Source organism: Micromonospora cathayae (assembly GCF_028993575.1).
Taxonomy (GTDB): Bacteria; Actinomycetota; Actinomycetes; order Mycobacteriales; family Micromonosporaceae; genus Micromonospora; species Micromonospora cathayae.
In genome coordinates this window covers 1,879,744-1,899,336 of the sequence record NZ_CP118615.1, presented here as the reverse complement: position 1 = coordinate 1,899,336, position 19,593 = coordinate 1,879,744, and the positions used below count along the sequence as shown (strand labels likewise).

Genomic DNA, 19,593 nt, shown 5'->3' with positions numbered 1-19,593 from the left:
CAGCGGCCGGCCCCGGGCCGGCAGCGGTCAGCAGAACGGGCCGGCCGGCGCGCCCCCGTCCTGCCGGGTGGTCCGGAAGTCGCACAGGTCGTAGCCGTTGGCGGTCAGCACCGCCTTCGCCGCCGCCGTCTGCCCGGCGGTCAGCACCGGCTCCCGGGAGAGCACGAAGCCACTGCTACGGTCCGGGTCGCCGACCACCGCCCAGCGGTACTCCGGGTCCAGCCCGATGATCACGTAGTTGGGGCCGCCGAAGTACCGCCACTGACCGGCCAGCTTGAGGAACGAGACGGTCAGCACCGAGTCGGCCGGCGGGTTCTCGCTGCGGGCCCGGCCGGTGACCGCGCTGGTGGTGCCGATGATCGTCCGGCAGCTGTTGTACACCCCGATCGTGCCGTCCGGCTGGACGTCGTACCGGGCCTTGACGTTCTTGAAGCACTGGATCTCGAAGATGGCCGGGACGGCGGCCACCTGGTACCACTCACCGACGTACCGCTGCACGTCCACCGACTCCACCGGCCGGACCAGCCCGGTGTCCACCGTGGCTGCGGCTGCCGGGCCCGGCACGGCGGTGACCAGCAGTGCGGCGGCGAGGGCCACCAGGCCCGCACCCCGACGTCGTGCTCCCATGAGAACTCCTTCACCGATCGGCTCCGGCGGCGTCCGGTCGACGCCGGCCGGCCGACAGATGCCCGGCGGCCCACCTGGGAAAACTGTCGTAAATATCATCGTCGTCGATGCATCCACAGTGGCCCCGGCGCCCGTATCCCCGGTGGGAGCAGGCTGTCCGGCGAATGGCGGTGGAACCGGTCACACCTGTTTCCCGGAGAGGCGACCGGGCCGCCGCGGGGTTAGGTTGGAACCGTGCAGCCCTCAGCCTTCGTCCGCCCGTTGCGGCCGACGGTGCTGCGCGCGCTGCGGGTGCTGACCCGACTGGCGATGGCCGCGCTGGTCCTGACGCTGACCTTCGGCGGCGCGACGGCCACCACGGCGGCCCCGTCCACACCGGCCGCCGTCCAGCTACGCCCGGCCCTGACCGGCCCACCGCAGGCCGTCGACCGGCCGGTCGACGAGCGCGCCGGGCTGGCCGAGCGGCCCCCGCGCGATCCGGCCGCCGCCGACCGACCCGCCGCCGACCGACCGGCCACCACTCCGGTGCGGTTCCGGCCGGTCCCGCTCACCGCCGCCCCCGACCGGGGGCCGCTCGGTCTCCGCGGCCCGCCCCGCGCCTGACCGCGACCGCCCGCCCGCGCACGCGCGCCGCCGGCAGTTCCCGACCGCGCACCTGACCGTCTTCGGCTCCGGCCGTACCCCGGTGGTCCGGCCGCACCCCCGGCAGGCCGCTACGCCCCGGTAGTCCGGCCGCCTTCCGGTAGGCCCTGCCGCACCCCGGCAGGCGCACCCGGTCCGGCCGCTCTCCGGTCGCCGTGGGTCGGCCCGCCCGGTCCCGGACGTCCGTGGGTCGGCCCACCGGTTCCCGGTCGCGGTGCCGACGGCTCCGGGGGCCCGTGGGTCGCGTGGTCCGTCTCCGCCCGGTCGTCCGGGCATCCCTGTCGAGCCTGTCCCGTCCGTTCCGTCACGAGGTGCTGGTGATGATGCAGACCGTTCTCTCCTCCGTCCTGCTCGACGTCCCCCGGGCCGCCGTCATCTGGCTGGCCCTGCTCGGCGTGATCGTGGCCGCCGTGGCCACCCTGCTCGTCCGGCCGGACCGGTTCCGGGCCGGGGAACGCATCCGGCGGGCCGTCCTACCGGCCGAACCCGAGGTGGCCGAGGAGCAGCGCGACCTCGACCGGTACGCGGAGGAGATCGCCGTCGCCGCCGAACGCGCCGCGACGACCGCCGAGCGCCGCCGGGCCGAGTGGCTCGCCGCCCAGGAGGAGGTCGAGACCGCCTGGCAGGCGTACCAGACCGTCGAGGAGGACCTGCGTCGGTTGGCCGCCGCCGCGGCCATGCCGCTGCCCCGTACGCCGCAGACGCCGGCCGAGTACGCCGACCGGGAGCGGTACCTGCACCGGGCGGCGCTGGCCGCGTACCAGCGTGGGGAACTCTCGAAGGCGCAGCTCGACGACGCGCTCGCGTACCGCGCCGGCTGGGACCCGCGCCGGCACCCGGTCGAGCAGGAAGTGATGCTGCGGCGGGCGGTCCGGGACCACCTGCTCGCCCGGCACCGGGCCGCCACCGAGCGGGAGCGGGTCGCCTGGCAGGCCGCCGAGCTGGCCGCCGCCGCAGCCCGGAGCCTGCGGGACGAGACCTGGACCGCCACGCTGCGCAGGCCGGAGACCGACAGCCTGCTCCCGCTGACCGAGGCCACCCAGCCGGTTCCGGTCGTCGAGCCGCGCCCGGCCCGGACCGAGTACCGCCGGGGTCGGGCCGCCGTCGCCTGATCCCCGGCCGGCTCCGCGGCGACCGTGTCATGATCGCCGGTAGCTGACAGCCGGAGACAGGGGACGCGCATGGGGCAGCGATCGGGGGGCGGGCACCGCCTGGCCCCGCATGACGAGCGGGTCGCCGCCTTCTGCCGGGAACGGCACCTGGCGACCCTGACCACCGTACGCGCGGACGGCACCCCGCACGTCGTACCGGTCGGGGTCACCTTCGACGCGGCCGCCGGCCTGGCCCGGGTGATCACCTCCGGAACGTCCCGCAAGGCGCGTCACGTCGCCGCAGCCGGCCCCGAGGGTGCCCTGGTGGCGGTCTGTCAGGTCGACGGGCGACGCTGGCTGACCATCGAGGGCCGGGCCGTGGTGCGGTCGGACACGGCGGCGGTAACCGAGGCGGAACGCCGTTACACCGAGCGGTACCGGCCACCCCGCCCGAATCCCGCCCGGGTCGTCATCGAGATCACCGTGACCCGCCTGCTCGGCAGCCTCTGAACCGTCCGTCCCCGCTGCTCCCCGAGGCCCCGCCGAAATGCGGGCCGGGGCCGGGTCGTTGCATGCTCGGTAGGCCCGAGCAGGGCCGCTGGATTCCCCGAACAGCCGAGCGCCCACGCGGTGCCGCGTCGCGCCACCCGCCCCCGGCCGCGACGCCGTCAACCCCCGAAGGAGCTTCGACGTGAACCGGATCCTGCGCAGAAGCAGCCTCTCCGTCGCCGGCCTGGTCCTCACCGGTGGTGCCGTGGTCGGACCGGCGGTGGCCGCACACGCCGCGACCGGACCGGCGGCCACCACGACCGGACCGACGTCCGCCATCGCCGGACCGGCCGAGCGGACCACGACCTCCCCGGCCCGCTGGGACCGGAGTGACGCCGGTGACCGGCGGGACGACCGGGACGCCCGGGACACCCGCCGGGAACGCGCGCTCCGCGTCGCCTACCAGGCCCAGCCGAACTTCTACTACTGTGGCCCGGCCGCCACCCGGATCGCCCTCTCCGCCGATGGCAAGCTCCTCAGCCAGGACGAGTTGGCCGAGAAGCTCGGCACCACCGTCGCCGGCACCAACTCGGCCGAGGACGTCACCCGGGTGCTGAACGAGCTGACCGGCGGCGGTTACCGGACCACCGAGATCCGGGACCCGGTGGCCCGCCCCGAGCAGATCGAACGGCTCCGCGCCGACGTCGTGGACGCCCTGGACGCCGGTGACCCGGTGGTCGCCAACATCAAGGGCGGGACGGTCGACACCGACGGCCGGGAGCACTCGTACCCGGGTGGGCACTACCTGACGGTGGTCGCCTACCGGGACGGCGGTGACACCGTACGCATCGCGGACCCGGCCGACCCGGTCGGCGAGTACTGGCTCAGCACCGAGCGGTTGGCCCACTGGATCGCCGAACGCGGCTACAGCTCCTGACCTGACCGGCACCCGACGTCAACGGGCACCCGACGCCGACGGGCCGGCCACCCCGAACCGGGGGCCGGCCCCTCGGGGTGCCGGGCCGGACGGGGCCCGGCCGGTCGGCGTCCACTTTCCGGCGACGGGGTTGAGCCCCGGATCGAGGGGTACCGAATCGAGCATCCGCAACAGCTCGTACCGGTAAGGGGCACAGACATGACCCACCATGAAGGCACGGCCGGACGGGACGTCATCGACATCCTGACCACCGACCACCGCGAGGTCGAGGCACTCTTCGTCGAACTGGAGAGCCGGCAGGGCACGCCGGAGCACCGTCGACAGCTCGCCGACGTGGTGATCGCCGAACTGGTCCGGCACTCGATCGCCGAGGAGGCGTACGTCTACCCGGCCGCCCGTAAGGCCCTCCCCGACGGTGACCAGCTCGCCGACCACGAGATCGACGAACACTCCGACGCCGAACGGACCATGAAGGACCTGGAGTCCCTGGACCCGTCCGACCCCCGTTTCGACGAGCTGCTGGCCCACCTGACCAGCACCATCCGGCACCACGTCCAGGAAGAGGAGAGCGACCTGTTCCCCCGGCTGCGGGCCGCCGTCGCACACGAGGAACTGGTGGAGCTGGCCGGCAAGGTGGAGGCGGCGAAGAAGACCGCGCCCACCCGGCCGCACCCGGCCGCACCGGACCGTCCGCCGGCGAACAAGCTGCTCGCCCCCGGCACCGGGCTGGTGGACCGGGTACGTGACGCGATCAGCGGCCGTCCCACCTCGGTGACCGAGCTGCGGGAGAAGCAGACCCACTGACCACACCGGACAGCAGAGCCGCCCGGACAGCCGGGACAGTTCGGCCCGGGACCGTCACGGTCCCGGGCCGAACCCGGCTCCGCCACCGTCCCGGGGCCGAATCAATCCGACTTCACAGCTCCGGGGCGATCCGCCGGTCGCTCGCCGCGTCGGCCACCTGGATGGCCTCCACCGGGCAGGACTCGGCCGCGTCGATCACCGGGTCCGCCGGCTCGATCAGCTCGTCCCGGGGACAGGACAGGCCGTCAACGAGGACGAAATGGTCCGGTGCGGCACCCGTACAGATGCCGGATCCGATACACCGGGTGGGGTCGACGGTCACCCGCCACGCCGAGGTCACAGGGGTCTCCTCTCGCTACCAGCTCACCGGCAGGCTGGTCAGGCCACGCACCAGCAGGCCGGACTTCCAGGTCAGTTCCGGCTCGGACACGGCGAGCCGCAGGTCGGGCGTCCGGTCGAGCAGGGTGCCCAGGACGACCTGGAGTTCCATCCGGGCCAGCTGCGCGCCGACGCAGTGGTGGACGCCGTGCCCGAAGCCGAGGTGCGGGTTGACCGACCGGGCCAGGTCGATCACGTCCGGCTCGGCGAAGGCCCGCTCGTCCCGGTTCGCCGAATGGATCGAGACGATGACCGGCTCACCGGCCCGGACCAGCACCCCGCCGACCTCGACGTCCTCGGTGGCGTACCGGGGGAAGGCGGCGGTCGCGCCGAGCGGGATGAACCGCATCAGCTCCTCGACGGCGCTCGGCACCAGCTCCGGCTCGGCGCGCAGCCGCGCCCACTGCTCCGGGTTGGTCAGCAGCACGTACACCAGGTTGGGGATCTGGTTCACGGTGGTCTCGTGCCCGGCCGCGAGCAGCCCGGCGGCCAGCCTGACCAGCTCGTCCTCGGTGAGCCGGTCGGCGTCGGAGTCACGGGTCCGAACCATCGCGCCGATCAGGTCGTCGGTCGGCGTCCGGCGCCGCTGCTCGACCAGCCCGGCCATGTACGACAGCAGGTTGTCGAGATACTTCTGGGCGCGTTCCGGGGTCAACGCGGTGGTCGAGACGATCGCCTCGGACCAGGTGTGGAACCGGTCCTGGTCGGCCACCGGCACACCGAGCAGGTCACAGATGACCCGGATCGGCAGCGGGGTGGCGACGTGCGCGACCAGATCGGCGGGCGCCCCGGCGGCGAGCATCCCGTCGACCAGTTCGTCGGCGATCCGTCGGGTACGGGGCCGCAGCTCCTCGACCCGGCGGGCGGTGAACGCCTTCGCCACCACCCGCCGCAGCCGGGTGTGTTCGGGCGGATCCATCCCGAGGATGCCGGACTCCCGCTGCTCCGGGACGTTGCGAGGTTCGTCGCGCCCCACCGCGGCGGCCCGGCTGAACCGGGAGTCGCCGAGCACCATGCGCACGTCGGCGTACCGGGTGGCGAGCCAGGCCGGTTCCCCGTACGGCAGCCGCACCCGGACCAGCGGCTCGTCGCGGCGGAGTTCGGCGTACCGGGGGTCGAGGTTGAGCCGGTCGGGTGCGCCGAAGGGGTAGGAGTGCGCGATCGTGTCGGTCACCGGATGACGTCCTCTCGTCGGCGGCCGCGTCACCGCGGCTGTCACGTCCGCTGCCCACGACTCGACATCGAGTCATGCCCTGATTGCGGATAGTAGCGAGAGTGGTCGATCCTGACCAGTGCCCGGGATGCCGAACGAGGGCTCAGCGCACCTGGTCGCCCTCACCGGTACGCCGCTGGGCCTGGTCCACACCCTGGTCGATCTGCTTGTCGTGCTTCCCGCCGGTGCGCTGGTCCACCTGCTCACCGGCCTTCTCCAGGCCCTGGTCCACCTGCTTGTCGTGCTGGCCGGCGAAGTCCTTGGCCTTGTCCATGAAGTCGCTCACGGGGTTCTCCTTCCACCTCGGGTCGGTTCCTGCTGCCTTCCCTGGCCCGCACCGCACAAACAACCCACCGATCGGGGACCCGTCGGCGGAGTGTCGACCGGCCGACCGGCGGGTACCGGGAGCAGCGAACACATCGAGGAGGACCGACGTGATCGACGACGACGGCTTACGGACGCCCGACCGGCCGACCGGGGCGGTACGCGTGCCCGACGGGCCGACCGGGCGGGACGGGCTGCGGGGCACCTGGGACCGGCTGCCCTGGCTGGTGCGGTCGGTGGTGATGTGGAGCGCCTGCCTGGTGCTGGTCGTCGCGGCGCTCTACCTGATCGGCCGGATCGCGGTGCTGCTGGCCCCGCTGGCGATCGCCCTGGCCGCCACCTTCTTCCTCACCGCGCTGCTCGATCCGGTCACCCGGCTGCTGCGCCGGCTACGGCTGCCGGGTGCGCTGGCGGCGCTGCTCACCGTGCTGCTCCTGCTCGGGGTGATCTTCGGTGCGGTCGCGCTGGTGTGGAGCCTGACCGCCGGCCAGTTCAGCGAACTCACCAGCGAACTCGACCAGGGCGTCGAACGGACCCGGGACTTCGTCACGTCCACCCTGCCGGTCAGCGACGCCCAGCTCGATCGGCTGGTCAAGCAGGCGCAGAGCGGGATGAGCGGCAGCTCACCGGACCCGGTCTCCGGCGCGCGGGCCGCCGCCGAGGTGGCCGGCGCGGTCCTGCTCTCGCTGGTACTGCTGTTCTTCCTGCTGAAGGACGGTCGGCCGATGTGGCGGTGGGTGGTCGGCCGGGTCTCCGAGCGCAACCGGACGGTCGCCGCCGAGGCGGGCCGGGCCGGCTGGCACACGCTCGGCGCGTACAGCCGGGGCACCATGATGATCGCCGCGATCGACGCCGTCGGCATCGGGCTGGCCCTGGTCCTGCTCGGCGTGCCGTTGGCGTTCCCGTTGGCGCTGATCACCTTCCTCGGCGCGTTCGTCCCGATCATCGGGGCCACCGTCGCGGGTGCCGTCGCCGTACTGGTGGCGCTCGCCGCGAACGGTCCCGGCACCGCCCTGTTGGTCCTCGCGGCGGTGATCGCCGTGCAGCAGGCCGAGGGCAACCTGCTGGAACCGCTGATCATGAAGCGTCAGGTACGGCTGCACCCGGCGGTGATCCTGGTGGCGGTGACCGCCGGCACGCTGATCGCCGGGATCGCGGGCGCCTTCGTGTCGGTGCCGGTCACCGCCGTCGCGTACCGCGTGGTCGACACCATCCAGCGGCACCGCAGGGCGGACCTGCCGCCGCCCACCACCCCACCGCCCACCACCACGCCACCGCCCGCCGGCCCACCGACGCCCGCCTGACCACGCCTCACCGACGCCAGCCTGACCACGCCGACGCCCGCCTGTCCCCCTCACCGCCGCCCGCCTGGCCACGCCGTACCCGGCCCGGCTTCAGCGTCGGAGGTGGGTGGTGAACCAGGTACCGGCCTCGTCGGCCACCTGCTCCAGGGTGCCGGGCTCCTCGAACAGGTGCGTCGCGCCGGGCACCACCCGCAGCTCGGCCACCCCGTCGAGGGAGGTCATGGCGGACTCGTTCAACCCGATCACCTGCTCGTCCCGGCCACCGACCAGCAGCAGGCTCGGCGCGCGTACCCGGGCCAGGGCCTCGCCGGCCAGATCCGGGCGGCCACCCCGGGAGACCACCGCCCGGACCCGTTCCGGGCGGGCCGCCGCCGCCACCAGCGCCCCGGCCGCGCCGGTGCTGGCCCCGAACAGCCCGACGGGCAGCCCGCCCAGGGTGGGGTCGGTGGCGAGCCAATCGACGATGCCGGCCAGCCGCCCGGCGAGCAGACCGATGTCGAACCGGAGTTCGGCGGTCCGCTCGTCCACCCGCTCCTCCTCGGGGGTCAGCAGGTCCACCAGGACGGTGGCGAGCGCCCGGTCGTTGAGCGTGTGCGCCACCGCCACGTTGCGCGGGCTGTGCCGGGACGAGCCACTGCCGTGCGCGAACAGCACGACACCGACCGGTTCGACCGGTACGAGCAGGTCCGCGAGGAGTTCGACGTCGGCGACCGGAATGGTCGCCGGCATGGCGCGTACGTCCGTGGTCACGGTCCGACCTCCGTCGGGCTCCGCCGGCCGGCCGCCGGCTCTCCGTCCCCGGATACCCGCCCCGGTCGGCCACAGTCCCACCTGTGGCCGACACCCGGTGGGCCGGGGCCGGCCCTCCTCCGCGCCGCCTACCTGCCGTCCGTCGCCCACGTTGATCATGAAGTTGTTGCGTTGACCATGAAGTTGTTGTCCGGCGCACCGGCGTGTCGTGTCAACAACTTCATGATCAACAGGACCGGGGGGTGGGTTTGGTGGTGGGGGTGAGGGGTAGGCGCGGTCAGCGGCGGCGCGACCGGCCCGCCGGCCACGGGGGAGGATCGACATGGCGCAGCAGGAGCAGGCCCGCAAGCGGCGCGACGAGCAGGGCCGACGCGAGGACGAGGAGCGCGGGCGGGACTGGGCGGACGAGGCGGCCCAGGCCCGTACCGCCGACGACCCCCGCGCGATGGCCCCGCACGACGCCGCCGGCCGGCCCTCCACCACCGGTACCCGCGAACGGAGGCGCTGAGCACCCCCGACGCGCCCGGACGCCGCCCCGACGCACGACCCGACCGGATGACCGGCCGGCCGGCGCGCTCAGGAGTCGGACGGCCGGGCCGGCGCGCTCAGGAGTCGCACGGCCGGGCCGGGCCGCTCAGGAGTCGCACGGCCGGGCCGGGCCGCTCAGGAGTCGCACGGCCGGGCCGGCGCGCTCAGGAGTCGCACGGCCGGGCGGCACGCTCAGGTGCCCGGAGGTCCGGCCGGGCGGTTCACTCGCGGATCTTGTCGGCCTGGCGGAGCGGGGCCCGGCCCGGGGGCTGTTGCGGGGCCGGGCCGGACGGGTGCGGCGGCGGCACCGGCATGGTGACCGGCTGGGCGCAGGTCACCCGGACCGGTTCGCCGTGGTGCAGCAGTTCCAGGACGGCGTCCGGCCCGCCGTGCCGCAGCGAGTACGTCGTCTGGTGCGCCCGGATGTCCACCCTCAGCCGCAGGCCCCGCCACTGGACGGAGAACTCCAGGCGGCTGAGCCGGCTGGACAGTCTCGGGCAGAAGGCCAGCGTGCCGTCATGGTCGCGCAGGCCACCGAAACCGGCCACCAGGGCGATCCACGCGCCGGCCAGGGAGGCCATGTGCACGCCGTCGCGGGTGTTCTCGTTCAGGTCGTGCAGGTCCATCAGCGCGGCCTCGCGCAGGTAGCTGTGCGCCAGCTCGGGATGGCCCACCTCGGCCGCCAGCACCGCCTGCGTGCAGGCCGACAGGGACGAGTCCCGGACGGTACGCCGCTCGTAGTAGTCGAAGTTGCGCGCCTTGTCGACCGGGCTGAACGCGTCGCCCCGCCAGTGCATCGCCAGCACCAGGTCCGCCTGCTTGACCACCTGTTTGCGGTACAGGTCGAAGTACGGGTAGTGCAGCAGCAGCGGGTACTTGTCCGGCGGGGTGTGCTCGAAGTCCCATTCCTCCAGCCGGGTGAAGCCCTCGACCTGCTCGTGCACCAGGATCTCGTCGTCGTACGGGATGTGCATGGCGTTGGCCGCGTCCCGCCAGGCCGCCGCCTCCTCCTCGGTCACCCCGAGCCGGATCGCCTGGTCGCGGTGGCGCATCGCCACGTCGGCGGCGGTGAGCAGGTTCCGTTGGGCCATCAGGTTGGTGTAGATGTTGTCGTTCTTGACCGCGGTGTACTCGTCCGGCCCGGTCACCCCGTCGATGTGGAACGCGCCGTGCCGGTCGTGGTGCCCCAGCGAGCGCCACAGTCGGGCCGTCTCGACCAGCAGTTCCAGCCCGATCGCCTGCTCCAGGTCGGTGTCCCCGGTGACCAGGACGTACCGGCGCAACGCGTCGGCCACGTCGGCGGCGATGTGGAAGGCGGCCGTGCCGGCCGGCCAGTACGCCGACGACTCCGGCCCCTCGATGGTGCGCCAGGGGAAGGCCGCGCCGGCCAGGTTGAGCGTCCGGGCCCGTTCCCGGGCCTGCGCCAGGGTGGAGTGCCGCCAGTACAGCGCGTCCCGGACCGCGCTCGGCTGGGTGTAGGTGAGCACCGGCAGCACGAACATCTCGGTGTCCCAGAAGGCGTGCCCGTCGTAGCCGGGGCCGGTCAGGCCCTTCGCGGCGATCGGCCGGCGTTCGGCCCGCGCCCCGGCCTGGAGCACGTGGAACAGTCCGAAACGCACCGCCTGCTGCACCTCCGGGTCGCCCTCGACCCGGACGTCGGCGGCCTCCCAGAACTCGTCGAGGTACTCCCGCTGCTCGCGGCGCAGACCGTCCCAACCGTCCAGCTTGGCCGCCGCGAGGGCCGCCCCGACCTGGTCGCGCAGCGCCGGCAGGGACCGCCGGCTCGACCAGCTGTAGGTGAGCAGCTTGACCACCTGGAGTTTCTGGCCCGGTTCCAGGACGCAGCCGACGGTGGTGCGTACCCAGTCGTCGTACCCCTCGGTTTCGGTGGTGGTGTGCGCCGGGCCGCGTACCTCGTGGTCCATCGCGGCGGCCAGCCGCAGGCCGCTGACCTTCGTCCGGTGGATCAGCAGACCGCCGGTGTCCCGGGTGAGGTGTTCCTCGGCGAGCAGGGGTGACTCGAGCACCGCGGCGACCCGGGGGTCCCGGCTCTGCGCCGGCAGGCTCTCGTTGGCGACCAGTTCCGACTGGAGGATCAGGCGGATCGGCCCGTTCACCGCCTCGACCTCGTAGTGGATCGCGGCGACCGAGCGCTGCCGGAAGGAGACCAGCCGGGTGCTGTGCACCTTCACCTCCCGGCCGGCCGGGGAACGCCAGTGCAGCGTCCGGTACAGCGTCCCGGCCCGCAGGTCGAGGACCCGTTCGTGGTCGAGGAGTTCGCCGTACCGGACGTCGAGCGGCTCGTCGTCGATCATCAGCCGGATCAGTTTGCCGTTGGTGACGTTGACGACGGTCTGCCCGGACTCGGGGAACCCGAAGCCGGCCTCCGCGTACGGCAGGGGGCGCAGCTCGTAGAACGAGTTGAGGTAGGTGCCGGGGAGGCCGTGCGGTTCGCCCTCGTCGAGGTTGCCGCGCAGCCCGATGTGACCGTTGGAGAGCGCGAACACCGACTCCGACTGGGCCAGTACGTCCAGGTCGAGCTGCACCTCCCGGACGTGCCACGGCTCGACCGGGAAGGTGCGTTCCCTGATCACCCGCCCAGCTCCCCGCTCAGCAGGTCACCGAGGTCGGCGACCACCACGTCGGCGCCCTGGGCGCGCAGTTCGTCGGCCTGCCCGACCCGGTCGACGCCGACCACGTACCCGAATCCGCCGGCCCGGCCGGCGGCCACCCCGGCCAGCGCGTCCTCGAAGACCACCGTCTGGGCGGGCACCACGCCGAGCAGCCGGGCCCCGGCAAGGAAGGTGTCCGGGTGCGGTTTGCCGCGCAGTCCCTCGGCCCGGGCGACCAGGCCGTCCACCCGGGCTTCGAGCAGGTGTTCCAGCCCGGCCGCGGCGACCACCTGGCGGCAGTTGGCGCTGGCCGAGACGACGGCGCGGCGCAGCCCGGCGGCGGTGGCCGCCTCCAGGTACGCCACCGAACCGGGGTAGACCTCCACCCCGCCGCTGCGCAGCCGTTCCAGCAGCACGACGTTCTTGCGGTTGCCGAGGCCGTGCACGGTCTCCGCGCCGGGCGGGTCGTCCGGCTCGCCCTCGGGCAGGGCGATGCCGCGCGAGGCGAGAAAGGCGCGTACCCCGTCGGCCCGGGGGCGGCCGTCGACGTACCGGTTGTAGTCGTCACCGGGGTCGAAGGGGCGGTACGGCTCGCCGGTCGCGGTGGACCGGTTCCGGAGGAACGCGTCGAAGGTCTCGGTCCACGCGGCGTTGTGCACCCGGGCGGTCTGCGTCAGCACGCCGTCCAGATCGAAGAGACAGGCGGTCACATGATCAGGTAGGCCCAGCACCCCATGAATCTAACCAGCCGGGCCGCCCGGCAAACGCCGATTCAGCTGTTGGGGCGCAGGGTCCAGAGCACGGTCATCGTGGTGGTGACGGTCCCGTCGGCGGTGGCGATCTCGATGGGTACCGGGAACTCGGGACGCTGGCCGGACTCCAGTTCGGCGGTCACCTCGGCGGCCGGGCGACCGAGCCGGGCGGTGGCGGTGACCGGCCCCATCGCCAGCTTGCGGTACCTGATGTCGGCGCTGACGGCCAGCGGGGTGGCCCGGTCCAGCAAATGCCCGAAGGCGGCCAGCACCACCGCGCCGGAGGCGCTCTCGCCGAGGGCGAACATCGCCCCGGCGTGCGGGCCGCCGACGTGGTTGTGGGTGGCCGGGGTGTCGGGCAGCCGCAGCACCGCCCGGATCCCGCCGTCGGCTTCCGGCGCGACCTCGACGACCTCGAGATCGAGGGTACGGACGAACGGGACCGCCGCGAGCAGACCGGCGGCCACCTGGCGCGAGTCGATGGACATACCCAGACGTTACTGTCCGGTAGGTTTCTGGGGCAAGGACGCCACCCCGGCCGGTCAGCGCCAGCCCACGTCGATCCGGTCGCCGCGCTCGTCGAAGAAGTGCACGGCGTCCATCCGTACCGAGACCGCGAGCTGCTGGCCCGACGAGACCGCCGGGTACGGGGCCAGCCGGACCGCCAGCTCCGCCGGACGACGGTGGTGCCGGCCCGGGTCACCGAGCACACTCGTCCGGCTGCCACCACCGGTCGCCGACTCCACCTGCTCGGCCGCCCGGCCGGTGAGCCGCTGCACCACCTGCCCGAGCCCCCGGCGCAGGCTGCGCGCGCCCGCCCCCGGGCCGCCGACCGGGCCGCTCATCTCGTCCACCACCACGGCGGTCGCCCCCACGTCCAGGAAGGCGAGCGACTCGTGACCGTGGTGCTCCAGGTAGCGGATCCGCCCCTGGAGGACGTCGCCCGGCGCGTCCGGGGGCACCGGGGTCAGCGCCTCGGCACGCATCCCGACCACGATCCGTTCACCGTGGTAGTGCGCCACCGACCGGCTGCGGATGTCGTCCCAGGGCAGGTAGAGCGACTGCTCACCGAGGTTGAGCGCGACGTACCGGTCGAGGTGGACGTAGACCGACGCCTCCAGCAGGTTCATCCGGGGGCTGCCCAGGAACGCGGCGACGTAGAGGGTGGCCGGACGCCCGTACACCTGGGTGGGGGTGCCGACGTCCTGGAGCACACCCTTGCGCATGATGGCGACCCGGTCGGCCATGGTCAGCGCCTCGGCCTGGTCGTGGGTGACGTAGATGGTGGTGACGCCCAGCTCACGGGTGAGCGCGGAGATCTCCGCGCGCAGCTCGGCGCGGAGGCCGCTGTCCAGGTTGGACAGCGGCTCGTCCATCAGGAACAGGCCGGGCCGACGGACGATGGCCCGGCCCATCGCGACCCGCTGCCGCTGCCCGCCGGAGAGTTGGCTGGGCCGGCGGCCCAACACGTCCCCGATGCCCAGGGCGCTCGCCACGTTCGCCACCCGCTCGTCCCGGGGGGACGGTTCCACCCCGGCCAGCTTCAGCGGGAAACCGATGTTGTCGCCGACGGTCATGTGCGGGTAGAGCGCGAAGTCCTGGAACACCATGGCGATGCCCCGGTCGCGCGGTGGCAGGTCGTTGGCGTACTCGCCGTCGAGCATCACCGCGCCGCTGGTCGGGTCCTCCAGGCCGGCGACCATGCGCAGCACGGTCGACTTCCCGCAGCCGGACGGCCCCAGCAGCACCATGAACTCGCCGTCGTTGACGTCGAGGTTGACGTTGTCCACCGCCAGCGTCCCGTCCGGGAACACCTTGGAGACATCCTTCAACGCAACGGTGGCCACCGTCACCTCCCCGCTCCTTGCCGGCCGACAACGGAATGACTGTGACCAGCATCATCGGCTCAGGACATCGGGTAAACGTGCCATGTTCTGTTCGTGACAGACTTATTACGCCGGCCGTCCTTCCGGGGGAATTCACGTCCATCGTCATCGATGATCAACCGGATTCGTCGAGGAAGACCCGGCGGACCACCCGCTCGGCGGCCCGGCCGTCGTCCCAGACGCAGAACCGGGCCCGGAAACGCTGCCGGTCCCGGTCCGCGCCGGCCGAGTCGGCCGCCCCGGTGCCGAACACGTCCAGCAGCTCCGCGAAGGTGGTCGCCACCGCGCCCGGCGGCTGCGCGGTCACGTCGAAGTAGACCCCCCGGGTCAGCCGGTACGCCGGCCAGTCCGGGACGTACAGCACGATCGGACGGTCCAGCAGGGCGTAGTCGAACATCGCCGACGAGTAGTCGGTGACCAGCACGTCCGCCGCCAGGTACAGGTCCTCCACCGGTTCGTGGCCGGTCACGTCGGTCACCCGGGGGTGGTCGACCGGCCAGCCGACGCCGGCCGGCTCCCGGTCGTGGAAGTAGTGACCGCGTACCAGCAGCCGCCCGCCCGGTCCCAGCGCATCGAGCAGCCGGCCCGGCTCGAACGGGGGCCGGTAGCCGGGCAGGTGCTCCCGGTGGGTGGGGGCGTACAGCACCACCCGGTCGCCCGGGGCCACCCCGAGCGCGGCACGCACCTCGGCGACCTCGTCGGCGGTGGCGGTGACCAGCCGGTCGTTGCGCGGGTACCCGACCTCCAGGGTGGTGTACGCCGCCGGGTACGCCCGCTCCCACATCTGGGTGGAGAAGCTGTTCGAGGAGATGCTGAAGTCCCAGCGGTCGATCCGGCGCAGCAGCGCGGCGAAGTCCATCCCGGGCGCGCCGGCCGGGTAGCGCTGCTGGTCCAACCCCATCACCTTGACCGGGGTGCCGTGGTGCGTCTGCACGTGCACGGTGCCGGGCCGTTTGCGCAGGTGGTCCGGGAAGTTGACGTTGTTGACCAGCCACCGGGCGCGGGCCAGCGCCCGGAAGTACGCCCGGGTGCCGGCCACCACGTACTCGACGCCGGGCGGCAGCGCGTCGACCCGGTCCGGGCGCACCACCCAGACGCCCCGGACCTGCGGGGCCAGTCGGCGGGCGGCGGCGTGGATCGCCGCCGGGTTGCAGGCGTACCCCCGGTACCAGTACGCCGCGTACAGGGCCAGCGTCGGATCCACCGGCCGGCGGAGTTCCGCCTGGTACCAGGCCTGCCGTACGGTGTCCCGGCCCAGCCCGGCCGCGCCGCGCAGCACCGGTCCGCCCCACCGCCGGGTGGTCCGCGCGGTCCGGCGTACCGTCGCGCCGGCCTGCCGGGCCCGGCGCAACGCGCTGAAGGTGCCCCACCGGCCGGCCGCCACCAGCCGGTGCTTGAGTCCCTCCGCGCCGTCGGGCCACCGGTAGCCGCCCGGTGGCCGCCACCGGGCGTGGTCGGCGGTGATCCGGTCGAAGAACGCCGCCCGCAGCTCGGGGGCGATCCGCTCCCCGTTGCCGAGCACCGTCAGGTAGTGCCAGATCATCCGCTCGAACAGGACGGCGTGCAGGTCGCCCGCCCCGGGCGCGAGGTCGTCCGGCCCGTGCTTGAGGTCACCCGGCCCGTGCAGGTCGTCCGCCCGGTGCTCGGTCAGGAACCGGAACACCCGCTCCCACTGGGCGAAGACGTCGAAGTGCCGGTCCCCGGGGGTGCGGGTGATCGCCCCGGTCCGGCGCTGCCGGTAGTTGACGCAGACCAGGTCGAGCAGACCGATCCGCTCGGCGGCCAGCAGCACCGGGTACGTGAACGACACGTCCTCGTACCAGCCGGGCGCGAACCGCAGGCCGAGCCCGACCAGGAACTCCCGGCGGACCAGCTTGTTCCAGGCGGTGTGCAGCAGCCCGACCACCTCGGGCCGGTCGGCCAGCCGGAAGGTCTCCGGCCCGACCGGCTCCGGGTACCGGTCGCGTAGCGCGCTGCGGGTGACGGTGTGGTCCCAGTGCACCCGGACGTGGTCGACCAGCAGCACGTCCGGCCGGGTGGCGCGGAGCCGCTCGGCGATCACCGGCAGGCAGCCGGGGGCGAGCCAGTCGTCGCCGTCGACGAACCACACGTACTCGCCGGTGGCCCGGTCCAGCCCGACGTTGCGGGCCGGACCGAGACCGACGTTGCCGGTCAGCCGGACCACCCGGACCCGGGGGTCGCGGCCGGCGTACGAGGTGAGGATCTCCGGGCTGGCGTCGGGTGAGCAGTCGTCGACGGCGATCACCTCGACGTCACCGAACGCCTGCCCGAGCAGCGAGTCCAGGCATTCGCCCAGGTAGCCCTGCACCCGGTGGACCGGTACGACGAAGCTGACCAACGTCATCCCGGGCCTCCACCACCGCTGGCCGTCCCTCGGGCGACGCCCCCGGTCAGGCCGGACGAGCGGCGTCGCCTACCGCGTCGCGCGGGCCGGCACGAGCACCCAGGCGGCGACCACACTCATCACGAAAACCACGAAAAGGTACGTACCGAGTGTAGCCATTCCGGCTGTGGCAAATCCGGCGATCAGCGCCACGGTCAGCAGGATCGAACGCCCCTCCCAGCCCAGCGTCACGTCGTGCAGCGGCGGGGCCGGTTGCCGCTTCTCCAGCCGGGCCACCAGGTCGTAGTGCAGCAGGGTCAGCACGAACAGGTACCCGAAGACCAGCGGCAGCGGCACCTCCCCGGCCACCCCGACGGCGATCGCGAAGACGTACTCGGCGGCCCGCAACGCGGCCGGCACCAGCCAGTCCAGCGCCCCGTCCGCCCGGCCCCGGGCGGCCAGCCCGGCGGCGAGCAGCACCAGCAGCGCCACCGGCGCCGCCCAGCGCACCCCGTCCCAGCCGGCCAGCGCCGCGCCGAGCAGCGCGAACGCGCCAAGGGCGGCCAGCACGGCCAGCGGCAGCTGCGCCGGCACCCGGCCACCGAGGCGGCGCAGCAGCACGCCGTCGTCCCGGTGCAGACCGGCGTCGACCGTACCGAGCGCCGGCACCCGCATGAACCGGGCCCGCAGGGTACGCAGCGCCCCGGTGTACCCGAACGCCAGCGTGCCCCAGACCAGCACCGCGACCAGGCTGACCAGCGGATCGAACAGCGCGGCGGTGATCGCGATCAGCGCCCACCGCTCCCCGATCGGGAACACCACGGTCCGCTTCAGCCAGTACGACAGCGAGCCGGTGTCGGCCTGCACCCGGTTGGACGCGGCGTTGAGCTTGTCGCCGATGCCCCCGCCGGGGGTGGCCGCCTTCGGCCGGCGGGCCGCCTCGTCGTGCAGGACGCCGTACCAGGCGTCGGTGAGGTGCCGGACGGTCTGCAACGTCATCGCGGCGATCGCCAACGCCCAGCCGTTGCCCAGCCCGGCGTGGGTCACCCCGAACCCGAGACCGGCGTAGACCAGGTACTCCTTGGCCCGGTCGGCCATGGTGTCCAGCCAGCCGCCCCACGGGCTGAAGTTCCGGGTGTACCGGGCCAACTGCCCGTCCACGCAGTCCAGCATGAAACCGAGGTAGAGCAGGATGCCGCCGGTGACCAGCGCCGGCCGTCCGCCGACGCCGAACAGCACCGCCGCGACCGCCGCGAACAGCACCGAGATCATGGTGACCCCGGTCGGCGTCAGGCCCAGCCGGGCGCACGCCTTCGTGACGTACGGCGACCAGGTGGAGACGAAGTACGTGGTGAAGAAGTCGTCCCGTTCCTTCACCGACAGCCGCAGCTCGGCGGCGTCCTCGTCCACTCCGGCCAGCTCGGCGCGCGCCGCCGCCAGCCCGGCCGGGTCGACGACCCGGTGCGCGACGAGCAGGCGTACCCGCTGGGCGAAGAGCAGCGTGCCGGTGGCGGTGAGCGCGGTGACCAGCCGGTCCACCCCGCCCCCCGCCACCGTCGTCGTCGCCGTGTCGGCCAGCCCGGACGGCACGGCAGCCGGCGCGGACGCGCTGCCCGGTCGTGGCGCGCCGGCCACCGGTGGCGCGCCGGGCCCGGTACGGACCGGCGTGGCGGCGGTGCGGGCGGCGGCGACCAGGGCGGGCACGTCGGCGGCGGCGACCCGCAGCGCCCCGCCGAAGCTGCCGGTGGCGTCGGGCAGGTCGCCGGCCGGGGCGACGGCGACCACCTGGCCGCGTTCCTCCCGTACCGCCGCGTGCCCGGCCGCCGGCGGGTCGGCCAGCACCAGCGCGACCGTGCCGGCCATCGGGTTGGTCGCCAGGTGCTTCAGCACGGTCGTGTGGGCCACCAGGTCCGGCCCGCAGAGCAGCACCGGCCCGGTGGCCCGCTCGGCCAGCGCGGCCAGCTCGGTCAGGTCGGCGGCGACCCGCACCTCGGTCACCCCGGCCCGCCGCCACTGCTCGACGAGGTGGCCGACGGTCTCACCGGGCAGCGCCGGCGCGGGACCGGCGGCCGGTGTGCCCGCCGCTCCGACGGGCAGCGTCGGCACCGGATCCCCGGCGGCGAGCACGATCGCCAACGCCCCGGGCGGCGAGGCGGACCGACCGCTCACCGGGTGACCGACCGCTGGTACGCGTCGAGCGCCTCGGCCAGCGTCCCGTCCACGGCCAACCGGCCACCGTCCAGGTAGAGACCCCGACGGCAGAACCGGGTCAGGTCCTTCTCGTTGTGTGACACCAGCACCAAGGTGCGCCCCTCCGCGAGCAGTCGGTCGATGGTGGCGTAGCACTTCGCACGGAACTCCGCGTCCCCGACCGCCGTCACCTCGTCCATCAGCAGGACCGGGTGCGGCAGCCGGGAGATGATCGCGAAGCCGAGCCGGATCTTCATCCCGGAGGAGTAGTGCCGTACCGGGGTGTCGACGGCCCGCTCGACCTGCTCGCCAGCGAAGGAGATGATGTCATCGAAGTGCCGTCGGAGGTAATCCGGTGACAGCCCGTGCAGCCCACCGACCAGATGCAGGTTCTCCCGTCCGGTCAGGTCGTTGGTGAACCCGGCGCTCAGTTCCAGCAGCGGGGCCACGTCGCCGTGCACCCGGACCCGGCCCTCGTCCGGGATCAGCACCCCGGCGATCAGCCGGAGCAGGGTGCTCTTGCCGCTGCCGTTGCGCCCGATCACGCCGACCCGTTCCCCGGCCGAGACGGTGAACGACACGTCCCGCAGCGGCCAGAAGCGGCCGTCGGCGGCACGCCGGTCACCCCGGTGGATGACCAGCTCACGGAGGCGGAGCTGACGCCGCCGGTTCCGGACGAACCGGATACCCAGCCGGTCGGCCTCGATCATCGTCGCCACGGC

19 protein-coding genes are annotated in these 19,593 nt (G+C 73.6%); 7 read left to right on the top strand and 12 right to left on the bottom strand.

Annotated elements, in window-relative coordinates:
* Positions 1–27: 27 nt before the first annotated feature.
* On the bottom strand, positions 28–627 hold the full coding sequence (locus PVK37_RS08880) for a lipocalin family protein (RefSeq protein WP_275033319.1): 600 nt from the start codon (positions 625–627) through the stop codon (positions 28–30).
* A gap of 234 nt (positions 628–861) precedes the next feature.
* On the opposite strand from PVK37_RS08880, the gene PVK37_RS08875 reads away from it, so the two are divergent.
* The 5 genes from PVK37_RS08875 to PVK37_RS08855 all read left to right on the top strand — a co-directional run bounded on the left by PVK37_RS08875 (position 862) and on the right by PVK37_RS08855 (position 4,590).
* On the top strand, positions 862–1,230 hold the full coding sequence (locus PVK37_RS08875; protein WP_275033318.1) for a hypothetical protein: 369 nt from the start codon (positions 862–864) through the stop codon (positions 1,228–1,230).
* 359 nt (positions 1,231–1,589) lie between these two features.
* The gene (locus tag PVK37_RS08870) at positions 1,590–2,381 is read left to right on the top strand and encodes a hypothetical protein (RefSeq protein ID WP_275033317.1); all 792 of its coding nucleotides are present in this window, start codon (positions 1,590–1,592) and stop codon (positions 2,379–2,381) included.
* Positions 2,382–2,450: 69 nt separating this feature from the next.
* Positions 2,451–2,870: a pyridoxamine 5'-phosphate oxidase family protein gene (locus PVK37_RS08865; protein WP_275033315.1), complete on the top strand. Its 420-nt coding sequence runs from the start codon at positions 2,451–2,453 to the stop codon at positions 2,868–2,870.
* 181 nt (positions 2,871–3,051) lie between these two features.
* Positions 3,052–3,786 carry a C39 family peptidase gene (locus tag PVK37_RS08860; RefSeq protein WP_275033314.1) on the top strand — a complete coding sequence of 245 codons (735 nt, stop codon included), beginning with the start codon at positions 3,052–3,054 and terminating at the stop codon, positions 3,784–3,786.
* A 198-nt stretch (positions 3,787–3,984) separates the two neighbouring features.
* On the top strand, positions 3,985–4,590 hold the full coding sequence (locus PVK37_RS08855; protein WP_275033312.1) for a hemerythrin domain-containing protein: 606 nt from the start codon (positions 3,985–3,987) through the stop codon (positions 4,588–4,590).
* A 112-nt stretch (positions 4,591–4,702) separates the two neighbouring features.
* Here PVK37_RS08855 and PVK37_RS08850 read toward each other — a convergent pair whose 3' ends face one another.
* From PVK37_RS08850 to PVK37_RS08840, 3 genes are all read right to left on the bottom strand, one after another.
* Positions 4,703–4,930: a ferredoxin gene (locus PVK37_RS08850; RefSeq protein WP_275033311.1), complete on the bottom strand. Its 228-nt coding sequence runs from the start codon at positions 4,928–4,930 to the stop codon at positions 4,703–4,705.
* A gap of 15 nt (positions 4,931–4,945) precedes the next feature.
* Positions 4,946–6,142: a cytochrome P450 gene (locus tag PVK37_RS08845; RefSeq protein WP_275033309.1), complete on the bottom strand. Its 1,197-nt coding sequence runs from the start codon at positions 6,140–6,142 to the stop codon at positions 4,946–4,948.
* A gap of 142 nt (positions 6,143–6,284) precedes the next feature.
* Complete coding sequence (locus PVK37_RS08840) at positions 6,285–6,455, bottom strand: antitoxin (RefSeq protein WP_423791064.1); 171 nt, start codon at positions 6,453–6,455, stop codon at positions 6,285–6,287.
* A 160-nt stretch (positions 6,456–6,615) separates the two neighbouring features.
* Between PVK37_RS08840 and PVK37_RS08835 the strand changes: the two genes are divergently transcribed.
* Complete coding sequence (locus PVK37_RS08835; RefSeq protein ID WP_275033307.1) at positions 6,616–7,809, top strand: AI-2E family transporter; 1,194 nt, start codon at positions 6,616–6,618, stop codon at positions 7,807–7,809.
* 90 nt (positions 7,810–7,899) lie between these two features.
* On the opposite strand, the gene PVK37_RS08830 is transcribed toward PVK37_RS08835, so the two are convergent.
* A complete protein-coding gene (locus tag PVK37_RS08830) occupies positions 7,900–8,538 on the bottom strand; it encodes a dienelactone hydrolase family protein (RefSeq protein ID WP_275035047.1) in 639 nt (212 codons plus the stop codon).
* 343 nt (positions 8,539–8,881) lie between these two features.
* Here PVK37_RS08830 and PVK37_RS08825 point away from each other — a divergent pair, with 343 nt between their 5' ends.
* Positions 8,882–9,067 (top strand): hypothetical protein, encoded by a 186-nt coding sequence (locus PVK37_RS08825; RefSeq protein ID WP_275033305.1) that lies wholly within the window; start codon positions 8,882–8,884, stop codon positions 9,065–9,067.
* Positions 9,068–9,308: 241 nt separating this feature from the next.
* Here the strand turns inward: PVK37_RS08825 and PVK37_RS08820 are convergent, their stop codons facing one another.
* From PVK37_RS08820 to PVK37_RS08790, 7 genes are all read right to left on the bottom strand, one after another.
* Positions 9,309–11,681 (bottom strand): glycoside hydrolase family 65 protein, encoded by a 2,373-nt coding sequence (locus PVK37_RS08820; protein ID WP_275033304.1) that lies wholly within the window; start codon positions 11,679–11,681, stop codon positions 9,309–9,311.
* A complete protein-coding gene (locus tag PVK37_RS08815) occupies positions 11,678–12,430 on the bottom strand; it encodes a beta-phosphoglucomutase family hydrolase (RefSeq protein ID WP_275033303.1) in 753 nt (250 codons plus the stop codon). Before PVK37_RS08815 ends, PVK37_RS08820 begins: the two co-directional genes overlap by 4 nt.
* 41 nt (positions 12,431–12,471) lie before the next feature.
* The gene (locus tag PVK37_RS08810; RefSeq protein WP_275033302.1) at positions 12,472–12,939 is read right to left on the bottom strand and encodes a DUF4442 domain-containing protein; all 468 of its coding nucleotides are present in this window, start codon (positions 12,937–12,939) and stop codon (positions 12,472–12,474) included.
* A gap of 54 nt (positions 12,940–12,993) precedes the next feature.
* A complete protein-coding gene (locus PVK37_RS08805; RefSeq protein ID WP_275035045.1) occupies positions 12,994–14,298 on the bottom strand; it encodes an ABC transporter ATP-binding protein in 1,305 nt (434 codons plus the stop codon).
* Positions 14,299–14,452: 154 nt separating this feature from the next.
* Positions 14,453–16,702 carry a bifunctional glycosyltransferase/CDP-glycerol:glycerophosphate glycerophosphotransferase gene (locus tag PVK37_RS08800; protein WP_275033301.1) on the bottom strand — a complete coding sequence of 750 codons (2,250 nt, stop codon included), beginning with the start codon at positions 16,700–16,702 and terminating at the stop codon, positions 14,453–14,455.
* A 69-nt stretch (positions 16,703–16,771) separates the two neighbouring features.
* A complete protein-coding gene (locus PVK37_RS08795) occupies positions 16,772–18,730 on the bottom strand; it encodes a DUF5941 domain-containing protein (protein WP_275035043.1) in 1,959 nt (652 codons plus the stop codon).
* 116 nt (positions 18,731–18,846) lie between these two features.
* On the bottom strand, positions 18,847–19,581 hold the full coding sequence (locus tag PVK37_RS08790; RefSeq protein WP_275035041.1) for an ABC transporter ATP-binding protein: 735 nt from the start codon (positions 19,579–19,581) through the stop codon (positions 18,847–18,849).
* Between the last annotated feature and the right edge of the window lie 12 nt (positions 19,582–19,593).

Coding starts and splice junctions, on each gene's coding strand:
- PVK37_RS08810 (WP_275033302.1), bottom strand. CDS start 12,939: ATGTCCATCGACTCGCGCCAGGTGGCCGCCGGTCTGCTCGCGGCGGTC.
- PVK37_RS08830 (WP_275035047.1), bottom strand. CDS start 8,538: ATGCCGGCGACCATTCCGGTCGCCGACGTCGAACTCCTCGCGGACCTG.
- PVK37_RS08840 (WP_423791064.1), bottom strand. CDS start 6,455: ATGGACAAGGCCAAGGACTTCGCCGGCCAGCACGACAAGCAGGTGGAC.
- PVK37_RS08800 (WP_275033301.1), bottom strand. CDS start 16,702: ATGACGTTGGTCAGCTTCGTCGTACCGGTCCACCGGGTGCAGGGCTAC.
- PVK37_RS08825 (WP_275033305.1), top strand. CDS start 8,882: ATGGCGCAGCAGGAGCAGGCCCGCAAGCGGCGCGACGAGCAGGGCCGA.
- PVK37_RS08880 (WP_275033319.1), bottom strand. CDS start 627: ATGGGAGCACGACGTCGGGGTGCGGGCCTGGTGGCCCTCGCCGCCGCA.
- PVK37_RS08865 (WP_275033315.1), top strand. CDS start 2,451: ATGGGGCAGCGATCGGGGGGCGGGCACCGCCTGGCCCCGCATGACGAG.
- PVK37_RS08855 (WP_275033312.1), top strand. CDS start 3,985: ATGACCCACCATGAAGGCACGGCCGGACGGGACGTCATCGACATCCTG.
- PVK37_RS08870 (WP_275033317.1), top strand. CDS start 1,590: ATGATGCAGACCGTTCTCTCCTCCGTCCTGCTCGACGTCCCCCGGGCC.
- PVK37_RS08790 (WP_275035041.1), bottom strand. CDS start 19,581: ATGATCGAGGCCGACCGGCTGGGTATCCGGTTCGTCCGGAACCGGCGG.